This is a genomic window from Enterobacter sp. BIGb0383, assembly GCF_003751845.1.
Lineage (GTDB): Bacteria > Pseudomonadota > Gammaproteobacteria > Enterobacterales > Enterobacteriaceae > BIGb0383.
This window is the reverse complement of record NZ_RJKQ01000002.1, coordinates 551,020-569,701: the sequence shown is the minus strand read 5'-3', so window position 1 is coordinate 569,701 and position 18,682 is coordinate 551,020. Positions and strand designations below refer to the sequence as shown.

At 56.2% G+C, this 18,682-nt stretch carries 16 protein-coding genes and 5 tRNA genes; 12 read left to right on the top strand and 9 right to left on the bottom strand.

All coding sequences use genetic code 11. The annotated features are described in order from the left end of the window. Position 1 precedes the first annotated feature (1 nt). The 12 genes from recX to luxS all read left to right on the top strand — a co-directional run bounded on the left by recX (position 2) and on the right by luxS (position 8,266). The gene (gene recX / locus EDF81_RS11145) at positions 2-493 is read left to right on the top strand and encodes a recombination regulator RecX (RefSeq protein WP_123348195.1); all 492 of its coding nucleotides are present in this window, start codon (positions 2-4) and stop codon (positions 491-493) included. Between the two features lie 234 nt (positions 494-727). Next, on the top strand, positions 728-3,355 hold the full coding sequence (alaS, locus tag EDF81_RS11140; RefSeq protein WP_123348194.1) for an alanine--tRNA ligase: 2,628 nt from the start codon (positions 728-730) through the stop codon (positions 3,353-3,355). A 368-nt stretch (positions 3,356-3,723) separates the two neighbouring features. Continuing rightward, a complete protein-coding gene (gene csrA / locus EDF81_RS11125; RefSeq protein WP_000906486.1) occupies positions 3,724-3,909 on the top strand; it encodes a carbon storage regulator CsrA in 186 nt (61 codons plus the stop codon). Positions 3,910-4,253: 344 nt separating this feature from the next. Then, positions 4,254-4,346, top strand: a tRNA-Ser gene (locus EDF81_RS11120). A 4-nt stretch (positions 4,347-4,350) separates the two neighbouring features. Next, positions 4,351-4,427, top strand: a tRNA-Arg gene (locus EDF81_RS11115). A 70-nt stretch (positions 4,428-4,497) separates the two neighbouring features. Then, a tRNA-Arg gene (locus EDF81_RS11110) sits at positions 4,498-4,574 on the top strand. 30 nt (positions 4,575-4,604) lie between these two features. Continuing rightward, positions 4,605-4,681 (top strand) — tRNA-Arg (locus tag EDF81_RS11105). Positions 4,682-4,711: 30 nt separating this feature from the next. Then, positions 4,712-4,788, top strand: a tRNA-Arg gene (locus EDF81_RS11100). Between the two features lie 115 nt (positions 4,789-4,903). After that, on the top strand, positions 4,904-5,470 hold the full coding sequence (gene yqaB, locus EDF81_RS11095) for a fructose-1-phosphate/6-phosphogluconate phosphatase (RefSeq protein ID WP_184999517.1): 567 nt from the start codon (positions 4,904-4,906) through the stop codon (positions 5,468-5,470). Beyond that, positions 5,467-5,895, top strand: a complete 429-nt coding sequence (locus tag EDF81_RS11090; RefSeq protein WP_123348192.1) for a YqaA family protein — start codon at positions 5,467-5,469, stop codon at positions 5,893-5,895. Before yqaB ends, EDF81_RS11090 begins: the two co-directional genes overlap by 4 nt. Positions 5,896-5,989: 94 nt before the next feature. Next, a complete protein-coding gene (gene gshA / locus EDF81_RS11085) occupies positions 5,990-7,534 on the top strand; it encodes a glutamate--cysteine ligase (RefSeq protein ID WP_123348191.1) in 1,545 nt (514 codons plus the stop codon). A gap of 216 nt (positions 7,535-7,750) precedes the next feature. Beyond that, positions 7,751-8,266, top strand: a complete 516-nt coding sequence (gene luxS, locus EDF81_RS11080) for an S-ribosylhomocysteine lyase (RefSeq protein ID WP_123348190.1) — start codon at positions 7,751-7,753, stop codon at positions 8,264-8,266. A gap of 39 nt (positions 8,267-8,305) precedes the next feature. Here luxS and EDF81_RS11075 read toward each other — a convergent pair whose 3' ends face one another. The 9 genes from EDF81_RS11075 to proV form a co-directional block, all read right to left on the bottom strand. After that, positions 8,306-9,421 carry an AAA family ATPase gene (locus EDF81_RS11075; protein WP_123348189.1) on the bottom strand — a complete coding sequence of 372 codons (1,116 nt, stop codon included), beginning with the start codon at positions 9,419-9,421 and terminating at the stop codon, positions 8,306-8,308. Then, on the bottom strand, positions 9,418-10,125 hold the full coding sequence (locus EDF81_RS11070) for an RNA ligase family protein (RefSeq protein ID WP_123348188.1): 708 nt from the start codon (positions 10,123-10,125) through the stop codon (positions 9,418-9,420). Before EDF81_RS11070 ends, EDF81_RS11075 begins: the two co-directional genes overlap by 4 nt. Positions 10,126-10,399: 274 nt before the next feature. Next, on the bottom strand, positions 10,400-11,938 hold the full coding sequence (emrB, locus tag EDF81_RS11065; protein WP_123348187.1) for a multidrug efflux MFS transporter permease subunit EmrB: 1,539 nt from the start codon (positions 11,936-11,938) through the stop codon (positions 10,400-10,402). 15 nt (positions 11,939-11,953) lie between these two features. Next, complete coding sequence (gene emrA, locus EDF81_RS11060) at positions 11,954-13,126, bottom strand: multidrug efflux MFS transporter periplasmic adaptor subunit EmrA (protein WP_123348186.1); 1,173 nt, start codon at positions 13,124-13,126, stop codon at positions 11,954-11,956. 129 nt (positions 13,127-13,255) lie between these two features. Beyond that, entirely contained in the window at positions 13,256-13,786 is a 531-nt protein-coding gene (gene mprA, locus EDF81_RS11055) for a transcriptional repressor MprA (RefSeq protein ID WP_123348185.1), read from the bottom strand. 190 nt (positions 13,787-13,976) lie between these two features. Beyond that, on the bottom strand, positions 13,977-15,155 hold the full coding sequence (locus tag EDF81_RS11050; protein ID WP_123348184.1) for an MFS transporter: 1,179 nt from the start codon (positions 15,153-15,155) through the stop codon (positions 13,977-13,979). Positions 15,156-15,289: 134 nt separating this feature from the next. Beyond that, on the bottom strand, positions 15,290-16,285 hold the full coding sequence (gene proX, locus EDF81_RS11045; RefSeq protein ID WP_123348183.1) for a glycine betaine/L-proline ABC transporter substrate-binding protein ProX: 996 nt from the start codon (positions 16,283-16,285) through the stop codon (positions 15,290-15,292). A 69-nt stretch (positions 16,286-16,354) separates the two neighbouring features. Continuing rightward, positions 16,355-17,422, bottom strand: coding sequence for a glycine betaine/L-proline ABC transporter permease ProW (proW, locus tag EDF81_RS11040; protein WP_123348182.1), 1,068 nt, complete (start codon positions 17,420-17,422; stop codon positions 16,355-16,357). Next, entirely contained in the window at positions 17,415-18,617 is a 1,203-nt protein-coding gene (proV, locus tag EDF81_RS11035; RefSeq protein ID WP_123348181.1) for a glycine betaine/L-proline ABC transporter ATP-binding protein ProV, read from the bottom strand. Before proV ends, proW begins: the two co-directional genes overlap by 8 nt. Between the last annotated feature and the right edge of the window lie 65 nt (positions 18,618-18,682).

Below are 18,682 nucleotides of genomic sequence, written 5' to 3'. Positions count from 1 at the left end.
CATGAGTGAAACCACGCCGCGCCGTCCGGCCTATGCCCGTTTGCTGGACCGTGCTATTCGCATTCTGGCCTCCCGCGATCACAGCGAGCAGGAGCTGCGGCGTAAGCTGGTTGCGCCGGTTATGACCAAAAACGGCCCGGAAGCGATTGAGTTTGCGGAAGAGGATCTGGAGCGCGTTATTGCCTGGTGCTTTGAAAGCAACTATCTGGACGATAATCGCTTTGCCGAACGCCTGATTGCCAGCCAGAGCCGCAAAGGCTACGGGCCGGCGCGCATTCGCCAGACGCTGAGCCAGAAGGGCATCCCACGCTCGCTTGCCGAACAGCTGATGCGTGAGTGCGAGATTGACTGGACAGAAGCCGCCCGTGAACAGGCTGAACGAAAATATGGCGATCCGCTACCGACGGATTTTGTCCAGAAGGTAAAGGTGCAGCGTTTCCTGATGTATCGCGGCTACCTGATGGAAGATATTCAGGCTCTGTTCGCAAAATAAGTCCCGCTGTGTGGCCCGTCCTTATCCGCAAGTGACGCTAACGTGCGTCTTCATCTGCCCAAAATCGTAAATATGCTGCCCGGTGTCTGAATATTTAGCGCCTGAACGCATACGGGATTTTACTTCGCAGTAAAGAAAACTTATCTTATTCCCACTTTTTTCCGTCAGGCGGCCCGTCCTTCGACAAGAACGGTACCTGCCTGCGATACTCGTTAGCTTGATTTCAGGATAATTATGAGCAAGAGCACCGCTGAGATCCGTCAGGCGTTTCTCGACTTTTTCCATAGCAAGGGACATCAGGTTGTTGCCAGCAGCTCCCTGGTACCGAACAACGATCCGACTCTGCTGTTTACCAACGCCGGGATGAACCAGTTCAAGGATGTTTTCCTTGGCCTTGATAAGCGTAATTATTCCCGCGCAACCACCTCGCAGCGCTGCGTGCGCGCAGGCGGTAAACACAACGATCTGGAAAACGTCGGTTACACCGCACGTCACCACACCTTCTTTGAAATGCTGGGCAACTTCAGCTTCGGCGACTATTTCAAACATGATGCTATCCAGTACGCCTGGGAGCTGCTGACCGGTGAAAACTGGTTTGCGCTGCCGAAAGAGCGTCTGTGGGTCACCGTTTATGCTACGGATGACGAAGCCTACGACATCTGGGAAAAAGAAGTCGGCATCCCGCGTGAGCGCATTATCCGCATTGGCGATAATAAAGGCGCGCCTTATGCCTCAGATAACTTCTGGCAGATGGGTGATACCGGTCCTTGCGGTCCGTGCACCGAGATTTTCTTCGATCACGGCGATCATATCTGGGGTGGTCCTCCGGGTAGCCCGGAAGAAGACGGCGACCGCTATATCGAGATCTGGAACATCGTCTTTATGCAGTTCAACCGTCAGGCTGACGGGACCATGGAGCCGCTGCCGAAACCTTCCGTCGATACCGGTATGGGTCTGGAGCGTATTGCAGCCGTTCTGCAGCATGTGAATTCCAACTACGAAATCGATCTCTTCTCCACCCTGATTGACCAGGTGGCGAAGGTGACCGGTGCGACCGATCTGAGTAACAAGTCGCTGCGCGTCATTGCGGACCATATCCGCTCATGCGCCTTCCTGATTGCCGATGGCGTGACGCCGTCCAACGAAAACCGTGGTTACGTGCTGCGCCGCATTATTCGCCGCGCTATCCGTCACGGCAACATGCTGGGCGCGAAAGATACCTTCTTCTACAAGCTGGTTGGCCCGCTGATTAGCGTAATGGGTTCCGCCGGTGACGAACTGAAACGCCAGCAGGCGCAGGTTGAACAGATTCTGAAAACCGAAGAAGAGCAGTTTGCCCGCACGCTTGAGCGTGGTCTGGCTCTGCTGGACGAAGAACTGGGTAAACTGAAAGGCGATACGCTGGACGGCGAAACCGCATTCCGTCTGTATGACACCTACGGCTTCCCGGTCGATCTGACGGCGGACGTCTGCCGTGAGCGTAATCTGAAAGTTGATGAAGCCGGCTTTGAAGCCGCGATGGAAGAGCAGCGCCGTCGCGCGCGTGAATCCAGCGGTTTTGGTGCGGACTATAACGCGATGATCCGCGTTGACGGCAGCTCTGAATTTAAAGGCTACGACCACCTTGAACTGAACGGCAAAGTGACCGCGCTGTTTATCGATGGGAAAGCGGTTGAGCAGGTTAACGCAGGTCAGGACGCGGTAGTGATCCTGGATGCGACTCCATTCTACGCTGAGTCCGGCGGCCAGGTGGGTGATAAAGGCGAGCTGAAAGGCACCGGCTTCACCTTCTCCGTCAGCGACACGCAGAAATATGGTCAGGCTATCGGCCACGTTGGCAAACTGGCAACCGGCTCGCTGAAAGTGGGCGACGGCGTGCAGGCGGAAGTGGATGAAGCGCGTCGTGAACGCATTCGTCTGAACCACTCCGCGACGCACCTGATGCACGCGGCGCTGCGCCAGGTATTGGGTACCCACGTGGCGCAGAAAGGCTCGCTGGTTAACGATAAAGCCCTGCGCTTTGACTTCTCTCATACGGAAGCCATGAAGCCGGCGGAAATCCGTGCGGTGGAAGATCTGGTGAACGAGCAGATCCGTCGTAACCTGGCGGTTGAAACCCAGGTGATGGATCTTGACGCGGCGAAAGCGAAGGGCGCAATGGCGCTGTTTGGTGAGAAATACGACGAGCGCGTTCGCGTTCTGAGCATGGGCGATTTCTCTACCGAACTGTGCGGCGGCACGCACGCGCGTCGTACCGGTGATATCGGCCTGTTCCGTATCGTTTCTGAGTCTGGTACTGCGGCGGGCGTTCGTCGTATCGAAGCGGTGACCGGCGAAGGGGCGATTGCCAGCGTACGTGCTGACAGCGATCGTCTGCATGACGTCGCGCAGCTGCTGAAGGGCGATAGCCAGAACCTGAGTGAGAAAGTGCGCTCGGTGCTGGAGCGCACTCGCCAGCTGGAAAAAGAGTTGCAGCAGCTGAAAGAGCAGGCGGCAGCGCAGGAAAGCGCCAGCCTCTCCGGCAAAGCCATCGACATCAACGGCGTGAAGCTGCTGGTGAGCGAGCTTGCGGGCGTTGAGCCTAAGATGCTGCGAACCATGGTTGACGATCTGAAGAACCAGCTGGGTTCGACAGTGGTCGTTCTGGCAACCGTGGCGGATGATAAGGTTTCTCTGATTGCGGGCGTGTCTAAGGACGTTACCGACCGCGTGAAGGCGGGGGAACTGGTAGGTATGGTCGCGAAACAGGTAGGTGGTAACGGCGGCGGGCGTCCGGATATGGCGCAGGCTGGCGGTACCGACGTTGCGGCACTGCCTGCAGCATTAGCCAGTGTTAAAGACTGGGTGAGCGCAAAGCTGTAATAATGAATGCGCTGGAGAACGCCACGATCCCCGGATCGTGGCGTTTGTATCTGCGCTAACGACAACGCTATATACCCAAAATAATTCAAGTTGCAGGAAGGCGGCGACGCAGTGAATCCCCGGGAGCTTACATCAGTAAGTGACTGGGGTGAGCGAGGAAAGCCAACGCACCTGCAGCTTGAAGTATGCAGGGTATACACAAAGTTAGGTTGAAATTGTGTACATCGGCTAAACTTACGTCTAACGGAAGGTAAAGCGGTGACTGCTACCACCAGGGTATTGTCATTGCATCCCTTCTGGCGTTATATGATGGATAATGCCGGGATACAGAAAGACCCGACTCTTTATAATCTTTCAAGGAGCAAAGAATGCTGATTCTGACGCGTCGAGTTGGTGAGACCCTCATGATTGGGGATGAAGTCACCGTGACTGTTTTAGGGGTGAAGGGCAACCAGGTTCGCATTGGCGTGAACGCCCCGAAAGAGGTCTCCGTTCACCGCGAAGAAATCTACCAGCGTATCCAGGCTGAAAAATCCCAGCAGTCCAGTTACTAATGTTCTCGCGTCTCACCGCCCGGTGAGACGCAACATTTCTCTCTTCCCTCTCGATTCTTTTTCTCTTTTTTCGTCTTATTTTCTCTTTTCTCTCTCTTTTAGCGTGCGCAGGCCCGGCCTCGAGCCGATTTTTTGCAACGCATAAATGGCGTGGATCCTGCGGATTGTCACTGATAAATCGCCCTTTTTGCTGGTTTTGCAAACTAATTGAACGTGAAGTGTGCAAACGATTAAAGGTCTCGAAAAAATGTTTGACTTATAAGTGCCAGAAAGTAATATGTGCGCCACGCAGCGACGAAGAGCAGATAACAAGTTCTTCGAAGCACTCGCAAGAGGCGTTGTGTGGTGAGGTGGCCGAGAGGCTGAAGGCGCTCCCCTGCTAAGGGAGTATGCGGTCAAAAGCTGCATCCGGGGTTCGAATCCCCGCCTCACCGCCATTTTGCATCCATAGCTCAGCTGGATAGAGTACTCGGCTACGAACCGAGCGGTCGGAGGTTCGAATCCTCCTGGATGCACCATATTCTCCCGGATACGCAGTGCCGGTTGTATATAGGCAGTGTGTTCTGCGTAGTAAATCAGTTTCCCGTTGCATCCATAGCTCAGCTGGATAGAGTACTCGGCTACGAACCGAGCGGTCGGAGGTTCGAATCCTCCTGGATGCACCATCTCTGCTTTTACTAAATTGTCTTCCCGATGCATCCATAGCTCAGCTGGATAGAGTACTCGGCTACGAACCGAGCGGTCGGAGGTTCGAATCCTCCTGGATGCACCATCTTTGTTTATCCTGAATTGTCTTCCCGTTGCATCCATAGCTCAGCTGGATAGAGTACTCGGCTACGAACCGAGCGGTCGGAGGTTCGAATCCTCCTGGATGCACCATCTCTTCAAAAAATTTTCTTCGCAATCCTCCATCGATTCTCTTCATTGTCATCAGCGACAAAAAAGTCCGTTTACGCTAAAGTATCCAGCCTGTTACCCGGTTTGCGAGGATACGATGTACGAACGTTATGCGGGACTGATTTTCGATATGGATGGCACCATCCTCGATACCGAGCCGACGCACCGTAAAGCATGGGACGATGTCCTTGGCCGCTATGGCCTGCGCTACGATCTGCAGGCGATGATTGCTCTGAATGGTTCACCGACCTGGCGTATTGCGCAGTCGATTATCGAACTGAACCAGGCCGATTTCGATCCGCATCTGCTGGCGAATGAGAAAACCGCGCTGGTTAAATCGATGCTGCTGGATACGGTACGTCCTCTGCCGCTTCTTGAGGTGGTGAAAGAGTGGCACGGCCGTCGCCCGATGTCCGTTGGCACAGGCAGCGAAAGCGTGCTGGCAGAATCCCTGCTTAATCATCTTGGCGTGCGTCACTACTTCGACGCGGTGGTTGCCGCCGATCACGTTAAACATCACAAACCGGCTCCCGATACCTTCCTGCTGTGCGCAGAACGCATGGGCGTCGAGCCTTCGCGCTGCGTCGTGTTTGAAGATGCTGACTTTGGTATTCAGGCGGCGAAGTCTGCCGGTATGGATGCTGTGGACGTGCGTCTGCTGTGAGTGACGGGCTGTCGCTGTTTTCTCTTTTTATCAGCAGCTTCCTTAGCGCAACCTTATTACCCGGTAATTCGGAGGTTGTGCTGGTCGCAATGCTGCTGTCAGGCGTAAGTCAGCCGTGGTTATTGGTAGTAATAGCAACAATGGGTAATAGCGCTGGAGGGGTAACTAACGTTATTCTTGGGCGCCTGTTTCCGCTACGCGAAACCTCGCGCTGGCGGGAAAAAGCAACGGGCTGGCTAAAGCGTTATGGCGCAGCCACACTGTTACTAAGCTGGATGCCTGTTATAGGCGATTTACTGTGTCTGCTGGCGGGATGGATGCGCATCTCATGGGGACCGGTACTCTTTTTTTTGTGCCTTGGAAAGGCGATACGCTATATCGTCATCGCGGCGGTAACGCTCCAGGGGATGACGTGGTGGCACTAATTGGATTGTTTGAGCGGCCCTCGTGGAACGTCTCTTCATCATCAACCATTACAATTATGCTGAATAACATGATTTTGACAGGCGGGAGGTCGATTTGATCCCGGACGTATCACAGGCGCTGGCCTGGCTGGAAAAACACCCTCAGGCCCTTAAAGGGATCCAGCGGGGCCTTGAGCGCGAAACGCTGCGCGTCAATGCAGATGGCTCACTGGCAACCACCGGTCATCCGGCGGCGCTGGGCTCGGCATTAACACATCAGTGGATCACTACCGACTTTGCAGAAGCGCTGCTGGAGTTTATTACTCCAGTGGACGGCGATATCGATCATATGCTGACCTTTATGCGCGATGTGCATCGTCACACCGCGCGTAATATTGGCGATGAGCGGATGTGGCCGCTGAGTATGCCGTGCTATATCGAAAACGGTCAGGATATCGAGCTGGCGCAGTACGGCACCTCGAATATCGGCCGTCTGAAAACGCTGTACCGTTCCGGGCTGAAAAACCGCTACGGCGCGCTGATGCAGACGATCTCTGGCGTACACTATAACTTCTCGCTGCCGATGGCATTCTGGGAAGCGAAGTGTGGCGAGACGAATAAAGAGTCCATCTCTGCGGGCTACTTCCGTCTGATCCGCAACTATTACCGCTTTGGCTGGGTGATCCCGTATCTGTTTGGTGCTTCTCCGGCCATCTGCTCCTCGTTCCTGCAAGGGAAAGAGAGCGCGCTGCCGTTTGAGAAAACCGACTGCGGGATGTATTACCTACCATATGCGACCTCTCTGCGTCTGAGCGATCTCGGCTATACCAATAAATCGCAAAGTAATCTCGGTATTACGTTTAACGATTTAGAGACCTATGTGGCAGGATTGAAGCGGGCGATTAAAACTCCGTCGGAAGAGTACGCGAAAATTGGTCTGCAGAAGGACGGTGAGTATCTGCAAATCAACAGCAATATTCTGCAGATCGAGAACGAACTCTACGCGCCGATCCGTCCGAAACGCGTGACCCGCAGCGGTGAAACGCCGTCGGATGCGCTGATGCGCGGCGGTATTGAGTACATCGAAGTTCGCTCGCTGGATATTAACCCGTTCTCACCGATTGGCGTGGACGAGCAGCAGGTACGCTTCCTGGATCTCTTTATGGTCTGGTGCGTGCTGGCCGATGCGCCGGAAATGAGCAGCGATGAACTGCTTTGCACCCGTACCAACTGGAATCGCGTCATCCTTGAAGGCCGCAAACCGGGTCTGACGCTGGGAATGGGCTGTGAAAGCGCGCAGTTCCCGCTGGCGAAAGTCGGTAAGGATCTGTTCCGCGATCTTAAACGCGTGGCGCAGACGCTGGATAGCATTCACGGCGGTGATGCCTACCAGAAAGTGTGTGATGAGCTGGTGGCCAGCTTCGACAATCCGGACTTAACGTTCTCCGCGCGTATTTTGCGTTCTATGATCGATAATGGAATTGGCGGAACCGGTAAGGCGCTGGCGGAACAATACCGTGATATGCTGCGGGAAGAGCCGCTGGAGATCCTTAGCGAGGCGGAATTTAGCGCCGAGCACGACGCCTCTCTGACGCGACAGCATCAGCTTGAAGCGGCGGATACGGAGTCGTTTGAAGCCCTGCTGGCGAAGCACGCTTAGTACAAAAGAAAAAGGCCACATTACTGTGGCCAAAAATTTCATCTCTGAAATCCAGTGATGATGATAACAAATGCGCGTCTTTCATATATTCAGACTCGGGTCGGGCGAAAGAGTTCATTTAATTTTAAAAAATTATGCTATTCGTAATCCTGTGGGGAAAACGTGGGTGAGAATCCGCCAGTCCCAGAGTGAGAAGGATAAACCGGAGGAGACAAAATGCCGTTGTTAGATAGCTTTACTGTCGATCATACCCGTATGGACGCGCCTGCCGTTCGTGTTGCTAAAACCATGAACACGCCGCACGGCGATGCCATAACTGTCTTCGATCTGCGCTTCTGCGTGCCGAACAAAGAAGTGATGCCGGAACGCGGTATCCACACCCTGGAGCACCTGTTCGCGGGCTTTATGCGTGACCATCTGAACGGTAACGGTGTCGAAATTATCGATATCTCGCCGATGGGCTGCCGCACCGGTTTCTATATGAGCCTGATCGGTACCCCTGACGAGCAGCGCGTGGCGGATGCCTGGAAAGCGGCGATGGCCGACGTGCTGAAAGTGAAGGAACAGAACCAGATCCCGGAGCTGAACGTCTATCAGTGTGGCACCTACGAGATGCACTCCCTGAGCGAAGCCCAGGATATCGCCCGTGATATCATCGCGCGCGGCGTTGGCGTGAACAGCAATGATGAGCTGGCTCTGCCAAAAGAGACGCTGCAGGAACTGCACATCTAGTGTTAAAACAGGGCAGACGCTATGTCTGCCCTGTCTGTTTTACGGGTTCACCACCCGATATTCCACGCTGTGCGCCTCGTCGGGCTGTGGAACCTCCAGCTTTGCCGCCATCCTCTGCAGCACATTTTCCGGTACCGCATGTTCCCGGTTCGCATTCTGTTTCTTCCACTGCTGCCACGGCACTTCCAGATAGACAATCCTGACCTGTGCGCCATAGGCGGTAAACAGCGTAATTAACTGCGAGCGCAGCTGCCGGGTAATGTTGGTGGCATTCCAGACAAACGGCGTTTTACGCCGCAGCAGCACGCGGGCCTCCTCTTTTGCCTGCTGGACAATGCGCCCGGTTGCGGACGAATCGCCCGGGCTGACGCCGTGCTGGCGGCGAAGATCATCCAGGCTTACCGTTGCCATGCCCTGACAGTGCTCGCGGATATAGCTGTCCTTGCCCATACCGGGCAGGGCGCTAAGCACGATCACTTCGAAACTATCCTTTACCCAGGGTTCGAAGTCCGGCGCGCTTTCCGGGTGGGTCAGGTAGTGCCAGCGGCTGTTGGCGGAGGAGAAGGTTCGCGCTTCGCCCCAGCACTGTTGCTCCTGGCAAAACAGCTCAAACAGATCGATTCTGTCGAGCATCTCCTGTTTGTCCTCACAGTGACGGCCTGCCATATCTGCCCTGGCAAGCGTCGCCAGCAGACGGGTATCCACACGCATGGCCGCGGCCAGCAGCTGACGCTCCGGCGACGGACGCTCCATAATCCACAGAGGCAGCCCGTGCAGGCGCACCAGAGAGGCGATTTGTTCCCGTAGCGTAAAGGGCGTGGGCACCTCGCTATAAAGAATGTGCCTGGCGGTGAGTTCGCCTTTACGGGCATGGCCCGGCGAGCTGATGCGGCCATGCTCGTCCGTCTGGGTGGTGCTGCGCTTTTCCACATCGTGCAGTAGCGCAGCGGCCCATAAGAGCTCCTGCTGCTGCGGATCCAGCGCCTGCCACGCGGGCTGTGACTCCAGAGCACTGAGCACCATTCGGGTATGGATCGCCACGTCGCCTTCGGCGTGGTGATACGGATCCTGCGGAACCTCGTGCATGGCTTTGACCCAGTCAAAGCGCTGGCTTAGCGCATCCCACGATTTATCCTGACTTATCTGCCAGATCATTTTTCCTCCTTGTGGGCAAACTCCCACCCCATCAGCGCCCGACGCCAGTTGCGCTTCCAGTGCTGCGTGGTTTTAACATGATTTTTGCGTACGTACTTAAAAACGTTATGCGCAAAGCTATCGACCGGAAACGCGTCAGCGTTGCGGCTGACAATGCCTTCCAGCGTGCAGGGCTGACCGGTCTGCACATCCCAGGGATCGAACGCACCCCGGCTGCCGGTCAGCGCCAGAAAATGCTGACGCCAGCGGCTTTCGTCATCGGCAGGCTGCGGCAGCGGGATTTCCGGGACGCACTGAAAGTCGAACAGGGCGGCGTAAAACTGCACCTCTTCCCAGCTTAGCCACATATCTTTGCAGCGAACGGCAAACAGATAAAAGTCCTGCTCCAGGGCGCGGTATTCAATGGAGTGAACCGCATACAGGTTCTCACCAAACAGTTCCAGGTCGCCGAGGTCGTTTTTCAGCAGCTGCCAGCGCTGGCGGATCCGACTGGTCCATGCGGAGTCGGTCGGCGCCGCATGGGAGCGGGCAAACACCCCGTAGCGATTCAGGCAGTTGTTTTCGCCGTCCAGCTTTTCCGTATGCACCAGCGTGTCGATAGCCTGCAGATCCCGCCAGTATCCGGCGTTGATCCGGTCGTCGCTGGTGGTCCCGGGGGAGAAGGGATAGTGCCAGGTTCTCCCGTATTTACGTTGAGTATCCATAATTTTTCTTATTCTTGTGCCCATAGCTTTGCGACACACAGGCAGGCGAAGACGCACAGCGGCTGTGAGTGAAGAAGGGGCTAATGGTGATTAATTTTTTCCCGGTTCAGCGCAATGGCGTGCCGGTACGGGAAATCGGGGGTAAGTGAAACAAACCTGAGTGAATGGGCTCAGAACCGGTTAAAAAGTGAGTGGGAAATATCGGGGACGGGCGGAGAATACGCTTGTTATGACAAAGTTGCAAAAAAAATGAGGCCCGAAGGCCCCATCATAATTAGTGGGCTCCGCCACCTCCACCGCCTGCACCGAACGGCGGTTTCGCAAACCACACCAGACCTATCATCAGGATGAATATGCCGGCAGAGAACCAGAAAATCTCATTGGCGGAGATAATCAGGCCCTGATTGGTGATCTGCTGGGCAATCCAGCCGGAAGCTTGCTGCTGGCTCATCCCGAGCCCTTCAAGCTGCCGGTAAACTTCCTGGCTATTAGGGTTAAACGGATTAACCGACTCGGTGAGCTGCGCATGGTGCATCGATTCCCGACTGGTCCACAGGGTGGTGGTAATCGACGTACCAATAGAGCCTGCCAGGGTTCGGGCAAAGTTCGACAGGCTCGATGCCGCCGCCAGACGCTCCGGCGGCAGGCCGGACAGCGTAATGGTGGTCAGCGGCATAAAGAAGCAGGCCACCGCGAAGCCCTGGATAAACTGCGGCCACGCAGAGGCGCCAAAGTCCATGCCCGGTTCAAAGGTGTAAGCGCGCCAGTAGAAGCACACGGCGTACATGATAAAGCTGAACGTCACCAGCCGGCGCATATCGAGCTTATGGGCAAAGCGACCGATAATCGGCGACAGCAGGACCGGAATTAAGCCTACCGGCGCAGACGCCAGCCCTGCCCAGGTTGCGGTATAGCCATAGACCTCCTGCAACAGCTGCGGCAGCAGAACGATGGTGCCAAAGTAGAGCATGTAGGCCAGGCTGATACAGAGACAGCCAATGGTGAAGTTACGCGACTTAAACAGGGAGAGATCGACTATCGGGTTATCGTCGGTCAACTCCCAGACTATCAGGAAGCTGATGGCGACTACCGCCACCACGGTCAACACGATAATTTCGCTGGAGGCGAACCAGTCCAGCTCTTTACCGCGGTCGAGCATAATTTGCAGGCTCCCGATACCCACCACCAGCAGCGCCAGACCGATACCGTCAATACGCCGCTGTTCGGTGCGGGTTTCGCGCCCGCGCAGGCTTTGCAGCGCCAGCGCCACCACTACGGCACCGATGGGCACGTTGATAAAGAAGATCCAGCCCCAGTGGTAGTTATCGCTGATATAGCCGCCGAGGATAGGGCCGCAGATCGGCGCGACGATCACCGTCATTGACCAGAGTGCCAGCGCAATCGAGCGTTTCGCTGGAGGATAGTTACTGAGGAGCAGACTCTGGGAGAGCGGGATCAGCGGCCCGGCAACAATCCCCTGAATGACGCGGAAGAAGATCAGCATCGTCAGGCTGTTGGACATGCCGCAGGCCCAGGAGGCGATCACGAAGGCGATTGTCGACCAGAGGAACAGCCTGACCTCGCCGACGCGCTTCGCCAGCCAGCCGGTTATCGGGATAGAGATAGCGTTCGCCACCCCGAACGAGGTGATCACCCATGTCCCCTGGCTCAGTGACGCGCCCAGGTTACCGGCAATGGTCGGGATCGCCACGTTGGCGATGGTCGAGTCCAGCACCTGCATGAACGTCGCCAGCGACAGCGCAATGGTCATAATGACCAGCTGCGCGCCTTCCAGCGGTTTTCTTGGTTGCATTGCGCTCACCTCAGGTTAACCCGCGTTGGCCTGAATGATCTCGGAAATCAGCGTGTTAACCGGGTCGAGCTTCACTTCTCTCGCCGAGCTTTCATAGGCCGGACCGGTGCGCGTCTGGCTGGCCAGTACCTTGCCGTCACGGTTCGCGGTATCGACTTTCACCAGCGTTGAGAGACCGATACGCAGCGGATGCTCCGCCAGCTGCTTCTCATCCAGCTCGATACGTACCGGTAGACGCTGAACCACTTTGATCCAGTTACCGGTGGCGTTCTGCGCCGGAAGCAGGGAGAAGGCGCTGCCGGTGCCCATATCCAGGCCCACGACTTTACCGGTATAGGTGACTTCGTCTCCGTAGATATCGCTGACGATGGTCGCCGACTGGCCGATACGCATATGCGCCAGCTGGGTCTCTTTAAAGTTGGCGTCAACCCACAGCTGAGTGGCGGGTACGACCGCCATCAGCGGCGTGGTGGTGCCGATCTGCGCACCTGGCTGTACGGCACGACGCGACACATAGCCAGTGATAGGGCTCACCACTTTGGTGCGCTCCAGCGCCAGCCAGGCGTTACGCACTTCGGTGGCAGCCTGCAGTACGGCGGGCTGCTGCTCCAGCGCGGTATCGAGGATAATCGCCTGATTTGCGTTGTACTGCTGAACGGCAACGTCCAGCTGAGCCTGGGCGCTGGCGACCGCATCGCGGGCGTGCTGCAGCTCTTCGCGACCAATCAGGTTGGCGCTGCCGAGCGGAACGCGACGGTTAAGGTCGGTCTGGGCCTGAGCAAGGGCGGTTTTTTGCACCTGAATGTTGGCCTGCAGCTGCTTACTGTTGATCATCTGCTGACGAGTCTGACGAACGCCGGAGGCCAGCTCCGTTTTCGCTTTTTCAAACGCCTGCTGTGCGTCGGTCTGGTCAAGCGTGACCAGCACGTCGCCCTGTTTCACAAAGTCGGTATTGTCAGCCCAGACTTTCGTCACGCTGCCGGATACCTGCGCCATGATTTGAACCTGGTTCCCTGCCACGTAAGCATCGTCAGTTTCTTCAAAATGACGCGCTACGATAAACCAATAAATCCCATATGCCACGGCAACAATAATGAAGAGCAAGGTCAACAGAAGAAGGGTGCGCTTACGTTTACCTTTCTTATTGACCGGTTGCTGCGGGGTGTGAGTCTCCGCATTTGCGCTCATGTTATTCTCCACGATCTTATTATTTCACATCGGCTTGCGCCGACCTGCTTGTCAGAAAGGCCAGCAGTAGTTGCCTGCTGGCCTGTCAGTTTTTTCTGGTGAATTCGGTTAACTGAGCGATTTACCGCCTTAACTCATCGCCTCAAGGATCACGCCTTCTTCATCCATCTGGTCGAGGCGGGTGAGGAGCTTACGCGTAATCTGCTCAAGCTGATCTTTTTCCGATGCGTTCAGCGCGGACCACAGCTCGTGCAGGCAGTGGTGCTGAGGTGGCAGCACCTGGCGCAAAAATTCATGGCCTTTTTCGGTCAGCTGAAGATGCAGACAGCGGCGGTCGTTATCGCTTTCACGGCGTTCAATCCAGCCGCGTTTTTCCAGCTCGTCAGCGATACGGGTCGCATTGGTACGGGATGAACCGAGCGCGCAGCTCAGCTCTGAAGGCTGAATACTGTGATTTTCCTGGGATTCCAGGGTAATTAATGCCATAAACAGGGTTTCGTTAATCCCCTGGGCTTTCAGCATTTTATTGCGGTTTTCCAGCAGCTTACCCTGCATATGCATGCACAGACGAGTCAACAGGATTTCCTGAAAAGGGAAGTCTTCGTGACGGCTGGCACGAAACGTAAGCATTTGTTCAATGGGGGTAAACGAACTATCCATTTGGGTATGACCTCATTAATTTCAGTCGATATAGTAACGACTGTTACAAATAAAGTAAATGTATTATTCATCTCCGGGAATGTCATCAATCGATAAGAGCAGCAAAAATTCCCAGGCTAAACCATAGACCAGGGGGCAGCTTAACACCCCCTGGTCGGCCTGCAGGGATCAAATCAGAATAAACGCAGGCTCAGGCAGGCTGACGATGGTAGCCGCGCCACCACACCAGCAGGCCAAGCAGAGAGACAATGGCACCGGCCAGGCAGACGCCGGTCCATCCAGCGTGTTGCCAGGCGGACGCTGAGATCAGCGACCCGGCGGCACCGCCAATAAAGTAGCTGGTCATATAGCCCGCCGTCAGGCGGTTACGCGCTTCGGGCTTCAGGTGGTAGATCACCGTCTGGTTGGTGATATGCACGCCCTGAACCGTCAGATCCAGCACCAGAATACCGACGATCAGCGCGATAACCGACGTATGGCCGAACCAGATAGCGCCCCAGGAGAGCAGAAGCAGCAGCAGGCTACCGGTGGTGGTCAGGTGCGCTTTGCCCTTATCCGCCAGCGCACCCGCCGGTCGTGCTCCCAGCGCGCCGGCTGCGCCCACCAGGCCAAACAGGCCGATGGTGGCGTCGGAGAAGTTAAACGGCGGCGAGGCCAGCAGAAAGGCCATTGAGGTCCACAGAATACTGAAGTTGGCGAAGCTCAGGCAGCCGAGCAGGGCGCGGGTACGCAGCAGCCGGTCGCCGATAAACAGACTAAAGATAGAGCCCAGCAGCTGAGGGTAGTTAAGGTGATTGTCCTGCTCGATCTTCGGCAGGCCGCGCCACAGGGCCAGAGCCATCAACACCATCAGCACGGTGGCAACCCAGAAGACGGTGCGCCAGCCGCCGAGGCTGGCCAGCAGGCCCGCCACCGTTCGCGCCAGCAGGATCCCCAGCAGCAGGCCGCTCATAATTGTCCCGACCACTTTGCCGCGCTTCTCCGGCGCGGCGAGGGTGGCCGCCAGCGGCACCAGGGTTTGCGCCACGACCGAGAAGAGTCCGGTCAGGGCGGTGCCGAGCAGCATCATGCCCAGCGACTGGCTGCTGGCGGTAATAAGCAGGCCGCCCGCCGAGAGCAGGGTCATGGTGACAATCAGTTTCCGGCGCTCAAACATATCGCCGAGCGGTACCAGGAAGAACAGCCCCGCTGCGTAGCCCAACTGGGCAGACGTCACGATAAAACCGGCCTGGTTTGGCGAAATGGCGAACGCGCGGGCGATAGTATCAAGCAGAGGCTGGGCGTAATAGTTACTGGCAACCGCTAAACCGGTGGCCACGGACATCAGCGCAATCAGCGCCGGGCTAAGCCCTTGAGAAGTTTTTGTCATCACTGGAATTCGTTAGTTGAGTCATTATTTTACCAGTGGCAATAATAACCGGGGAATATGAATGAGGAAGGATTGTCGCTTGTCGGTACGTGCGGTGTTCCCCTCTCCCGGGCGGGAGAGGGGAAAGGGGAGCGTTACTTCTGCGCGGCCAGCGCGTCTTTCACCCAGCCGTCGAACTGCTGCTGGTGGGCTTTGATCCAGCCATCAACGTGGCCCTGGATATCCGCTTCAGAGGATTTGCCTTCGTGCATCATGGCGTTCTGGGCGTTGATATCCGCCAGAGGCAGTTTCATCAGGGAGAACAGTTTTGCCGCCGCCGGGTTTTTCTCAGCCCATTCTTTGTTGGCGACGATATGCATGGTGTTCACCGGGAAGCCGTAGTTCATACCGTTAGGCAGTTTGGTGTCGATATCTTTCTGCTCGCCCGGCAGGGAGGAGAACGGCACCTGCAGCCAGACCACATCTTTACCCGGTTTCAGCACGTCGCTCACCCAGTAGGGTGTCCAGGTGTAGTAGATCACCGGCTTACCTTCTTTAAAGCGGGCAATGGTATCGGCCATCATCGCGGAGTAGTTACCGTGGCTCACGGAAACGGTCTTCGCCAGATCGAAAGCTTCGTTCTGATGGTTAATCACCGGCTCACAGCCCCAGCCCGGCGAACAGCCCATCATGTCAGCCTTACCGTCACCGTTGGTATCGAACAGTTTGGCGATCTTCGGATCTTTCAGCTGTTCAATATTGGTGATCTTGTACTGCTCGGCGGTTTTCTTATCGATCAGATAACCCTGGGCAGCACCGGAAACAAAGGTCCCTTCGCGATAGAACTTCTTGTCACCGCCGGCTGCGGCATACATGTCATCATGCAGCGGCTGCCAGTTGACGGCGGTGAAGGTGGCATCGCCGGAGGCGATTGAGGTATAGCCCACGTTGTAGTCCACCTCGCTCGGCTTATTCACGGTGTAGCCGAGTTTTTCCAGGGCGCGGCTTACCAGCAGGCTCTGGAAGGTCTCTTCGGAAATGGTGCTCTGGACCGGCTGAACGGTAATGCCTTTACCTGGCAGGTCTGCAGCAAAAGCGCTGGTGGAGATAAGGGTGGCAAACGCTGTGGCAAAAAGTACGCGATGTCGCATCGTTGTTCCTTCTTCTTTATTGACGGGTCGCTGCTATCCCGGCGACGACGTGCCGCCGGGAAGACAGGATTACTTGATGAATGGACGGGTCAGCAGACCCAGCGGGCCGGTGGTGTACCAGCGGCGGTTGCCACGACTGCGGGAGTCGCGACCGACAGCCTGAGTCAGGCGGTCAAGAATAATGGCCAGGATAACGATCCCTACGCCGCCGACGGTTGCCAGCCCCATATCGAGACGACCAATGCCGCGCAGTACCATCTGACCGAGCCCACCGACGGCGATCATCGAGGCGATAACGACCATCGAGAGGGCCAGCATCAGCGTCTGGTTGACGCCCGCCATAATGGTCGGCATCGCCAGCGGTAACTGCACTTTAAACAGCATCTGTCGCGGGCTTGCGCCGAACGAACGGGAGGCCTCGATCAAATCGGCCGGGACCTGGTTAATCCCGAGGATCGTCAGGCGGATAATCGGCGGCAGGGCGAAGATAATGGTCACCACCACGCCCGGGACGTTGCCGATACCAAACAGCATGACGATGGGCACCAGATAGACAAACGCCGGCGTGGTCTGCATGGCGTCCAGCAGCGGCCGCACAATTTTTGCCGCTCTGGGGCTACGCGCCAGCCAGATCCCCATCGGTAAACCGATCACCAGACAGAAGAGCAGGGCGGTCAGTACCAGGGCCAGGGTAATCATCGCCTGGGACCAGGCGCCAATGGCACCGATGGCAATCAGTGAAATCAGCGTTGCGATACCCATTCCCGCGCTGCCGAACTGCCAGGCGATAAGCGCGAAAAGCGCAATCGCCACCGGCGCGGGCATCCCCAGCAGCAGCTGCTGGAAGCCGGTCAGGATATAATCCACCGGGACGCGGATCCCCTGGAACAGCGGGCGGAAATGCACCACCACCCAGTCGATCCCCTGGGTTACCCAGCTATCGAGGGGGATCAGCGTTTTATGGAACGGGTCCATAATATCGAAGTGTTCTGGTGCCGGTGCAGGCGCACTGGTGAGCCAGTCTGCGCCACCGCCGTCGGCCGGTGCAGCCGTTGACGGCGAGCCCCAGGCATCGGCGGACTGGGCGGCGTTATCCGCCGCCTCTGTGGTTCCCCACGGATTGGATTGATCAGCCATTGTTTGCCCCCTCGCGATCTAAAGCCTGTAGCAGCATGCGTTTTGAAATAATGCCAACGTACTGTTGTTCCTCCCCGATAACCGGCACCGCACAGGGAGCCTGGCCGACGTGGGAGAGCAGTTCGCTAAGCGGAGTTTCCGCATCCACCGCAATGGGGGCGTCAATCAGCGCGGACTCGATACCCTGGCTCTGATCCAGGGCTGCCTTCAGAGAGTCAATCGAGACAACGCCGACAAACTTATTGCCGCGTTCGATAACGTAGCCGTATTCACGATCTTCATCCTGGAGCATTTTCAGCGCCGAACGCGGACCGAAGCCTGGCGTTTTACGGATCAGGCCAACCGGGCTACGGCGGGCAATATCTTTGGCGCTAAAGACCTGGCTAATATCGACGCCGCGGAAGAAGGTGCGAACGTAGTCATTGGCCGGGTTGTTGAGGATTTCGTCAGGCGTACCGACCTGCACCACTTCGCCGTTTTGCATAATGGCGATGCGATCGCCGATACGCATGGCTTCGTCGAGATCGTGGGAAATAAAGACCACGGTGCGCTGGTGTTTAGCCTGCAGCTTCACCAGCTCATCCTGCATTTCCGTACGGATCAGGGGATCGAGCGCGGAGAAAGCTTCGTCCATCAATAAAATATCGGGGTTGATCGCCAGCGCTCGTGCCAGACCCACACGCTGACGCATACCGCCAGAGAGTTCATCCGGATAGCCGTGAGCATAGTTTTCCAGCCCAACCTGACGCAGCGCATCCAGCGCTTTTGCCTGGCGTTCAGCTGCGGGCACACCCGCAAGCTCCATACCGAAGGCGGTGTTATCCAGCACCGTCATATGCGGCATCAGGGCAAATGACTGGAACACCATGGCTATCTTCTTCCTGCGCACCTCGCGGAGTTCGGCATCGGAGATTTTGGCGATATCGACGCCGTCAATCAGTACCTGTCCGCGGGTGGGTTCAATCAGGCGATTGAGAAGGCGAACCATGGTGGATTTTCCTGATCCGGATAACCCCATGATGACAAAAATCTCGCCTTCTTCAATGGTCAGACTGGCGTCTTTAACGCCAAGCGATAGCCCCGTCTTTTCCAGTATTTGTTCTTTTGAAAGTCCTTTTTCAATATATTTGAAGGCGCGCTGTGGGTGCTCTCCAAATACTTTATATAGATTCTTAATTTCTAATTTAATTGCCATGCAATAGAAAGGTTCCTGTTATTTATTATGTCGATAAATTACCTGATGAAAATAGTTAACTGGAT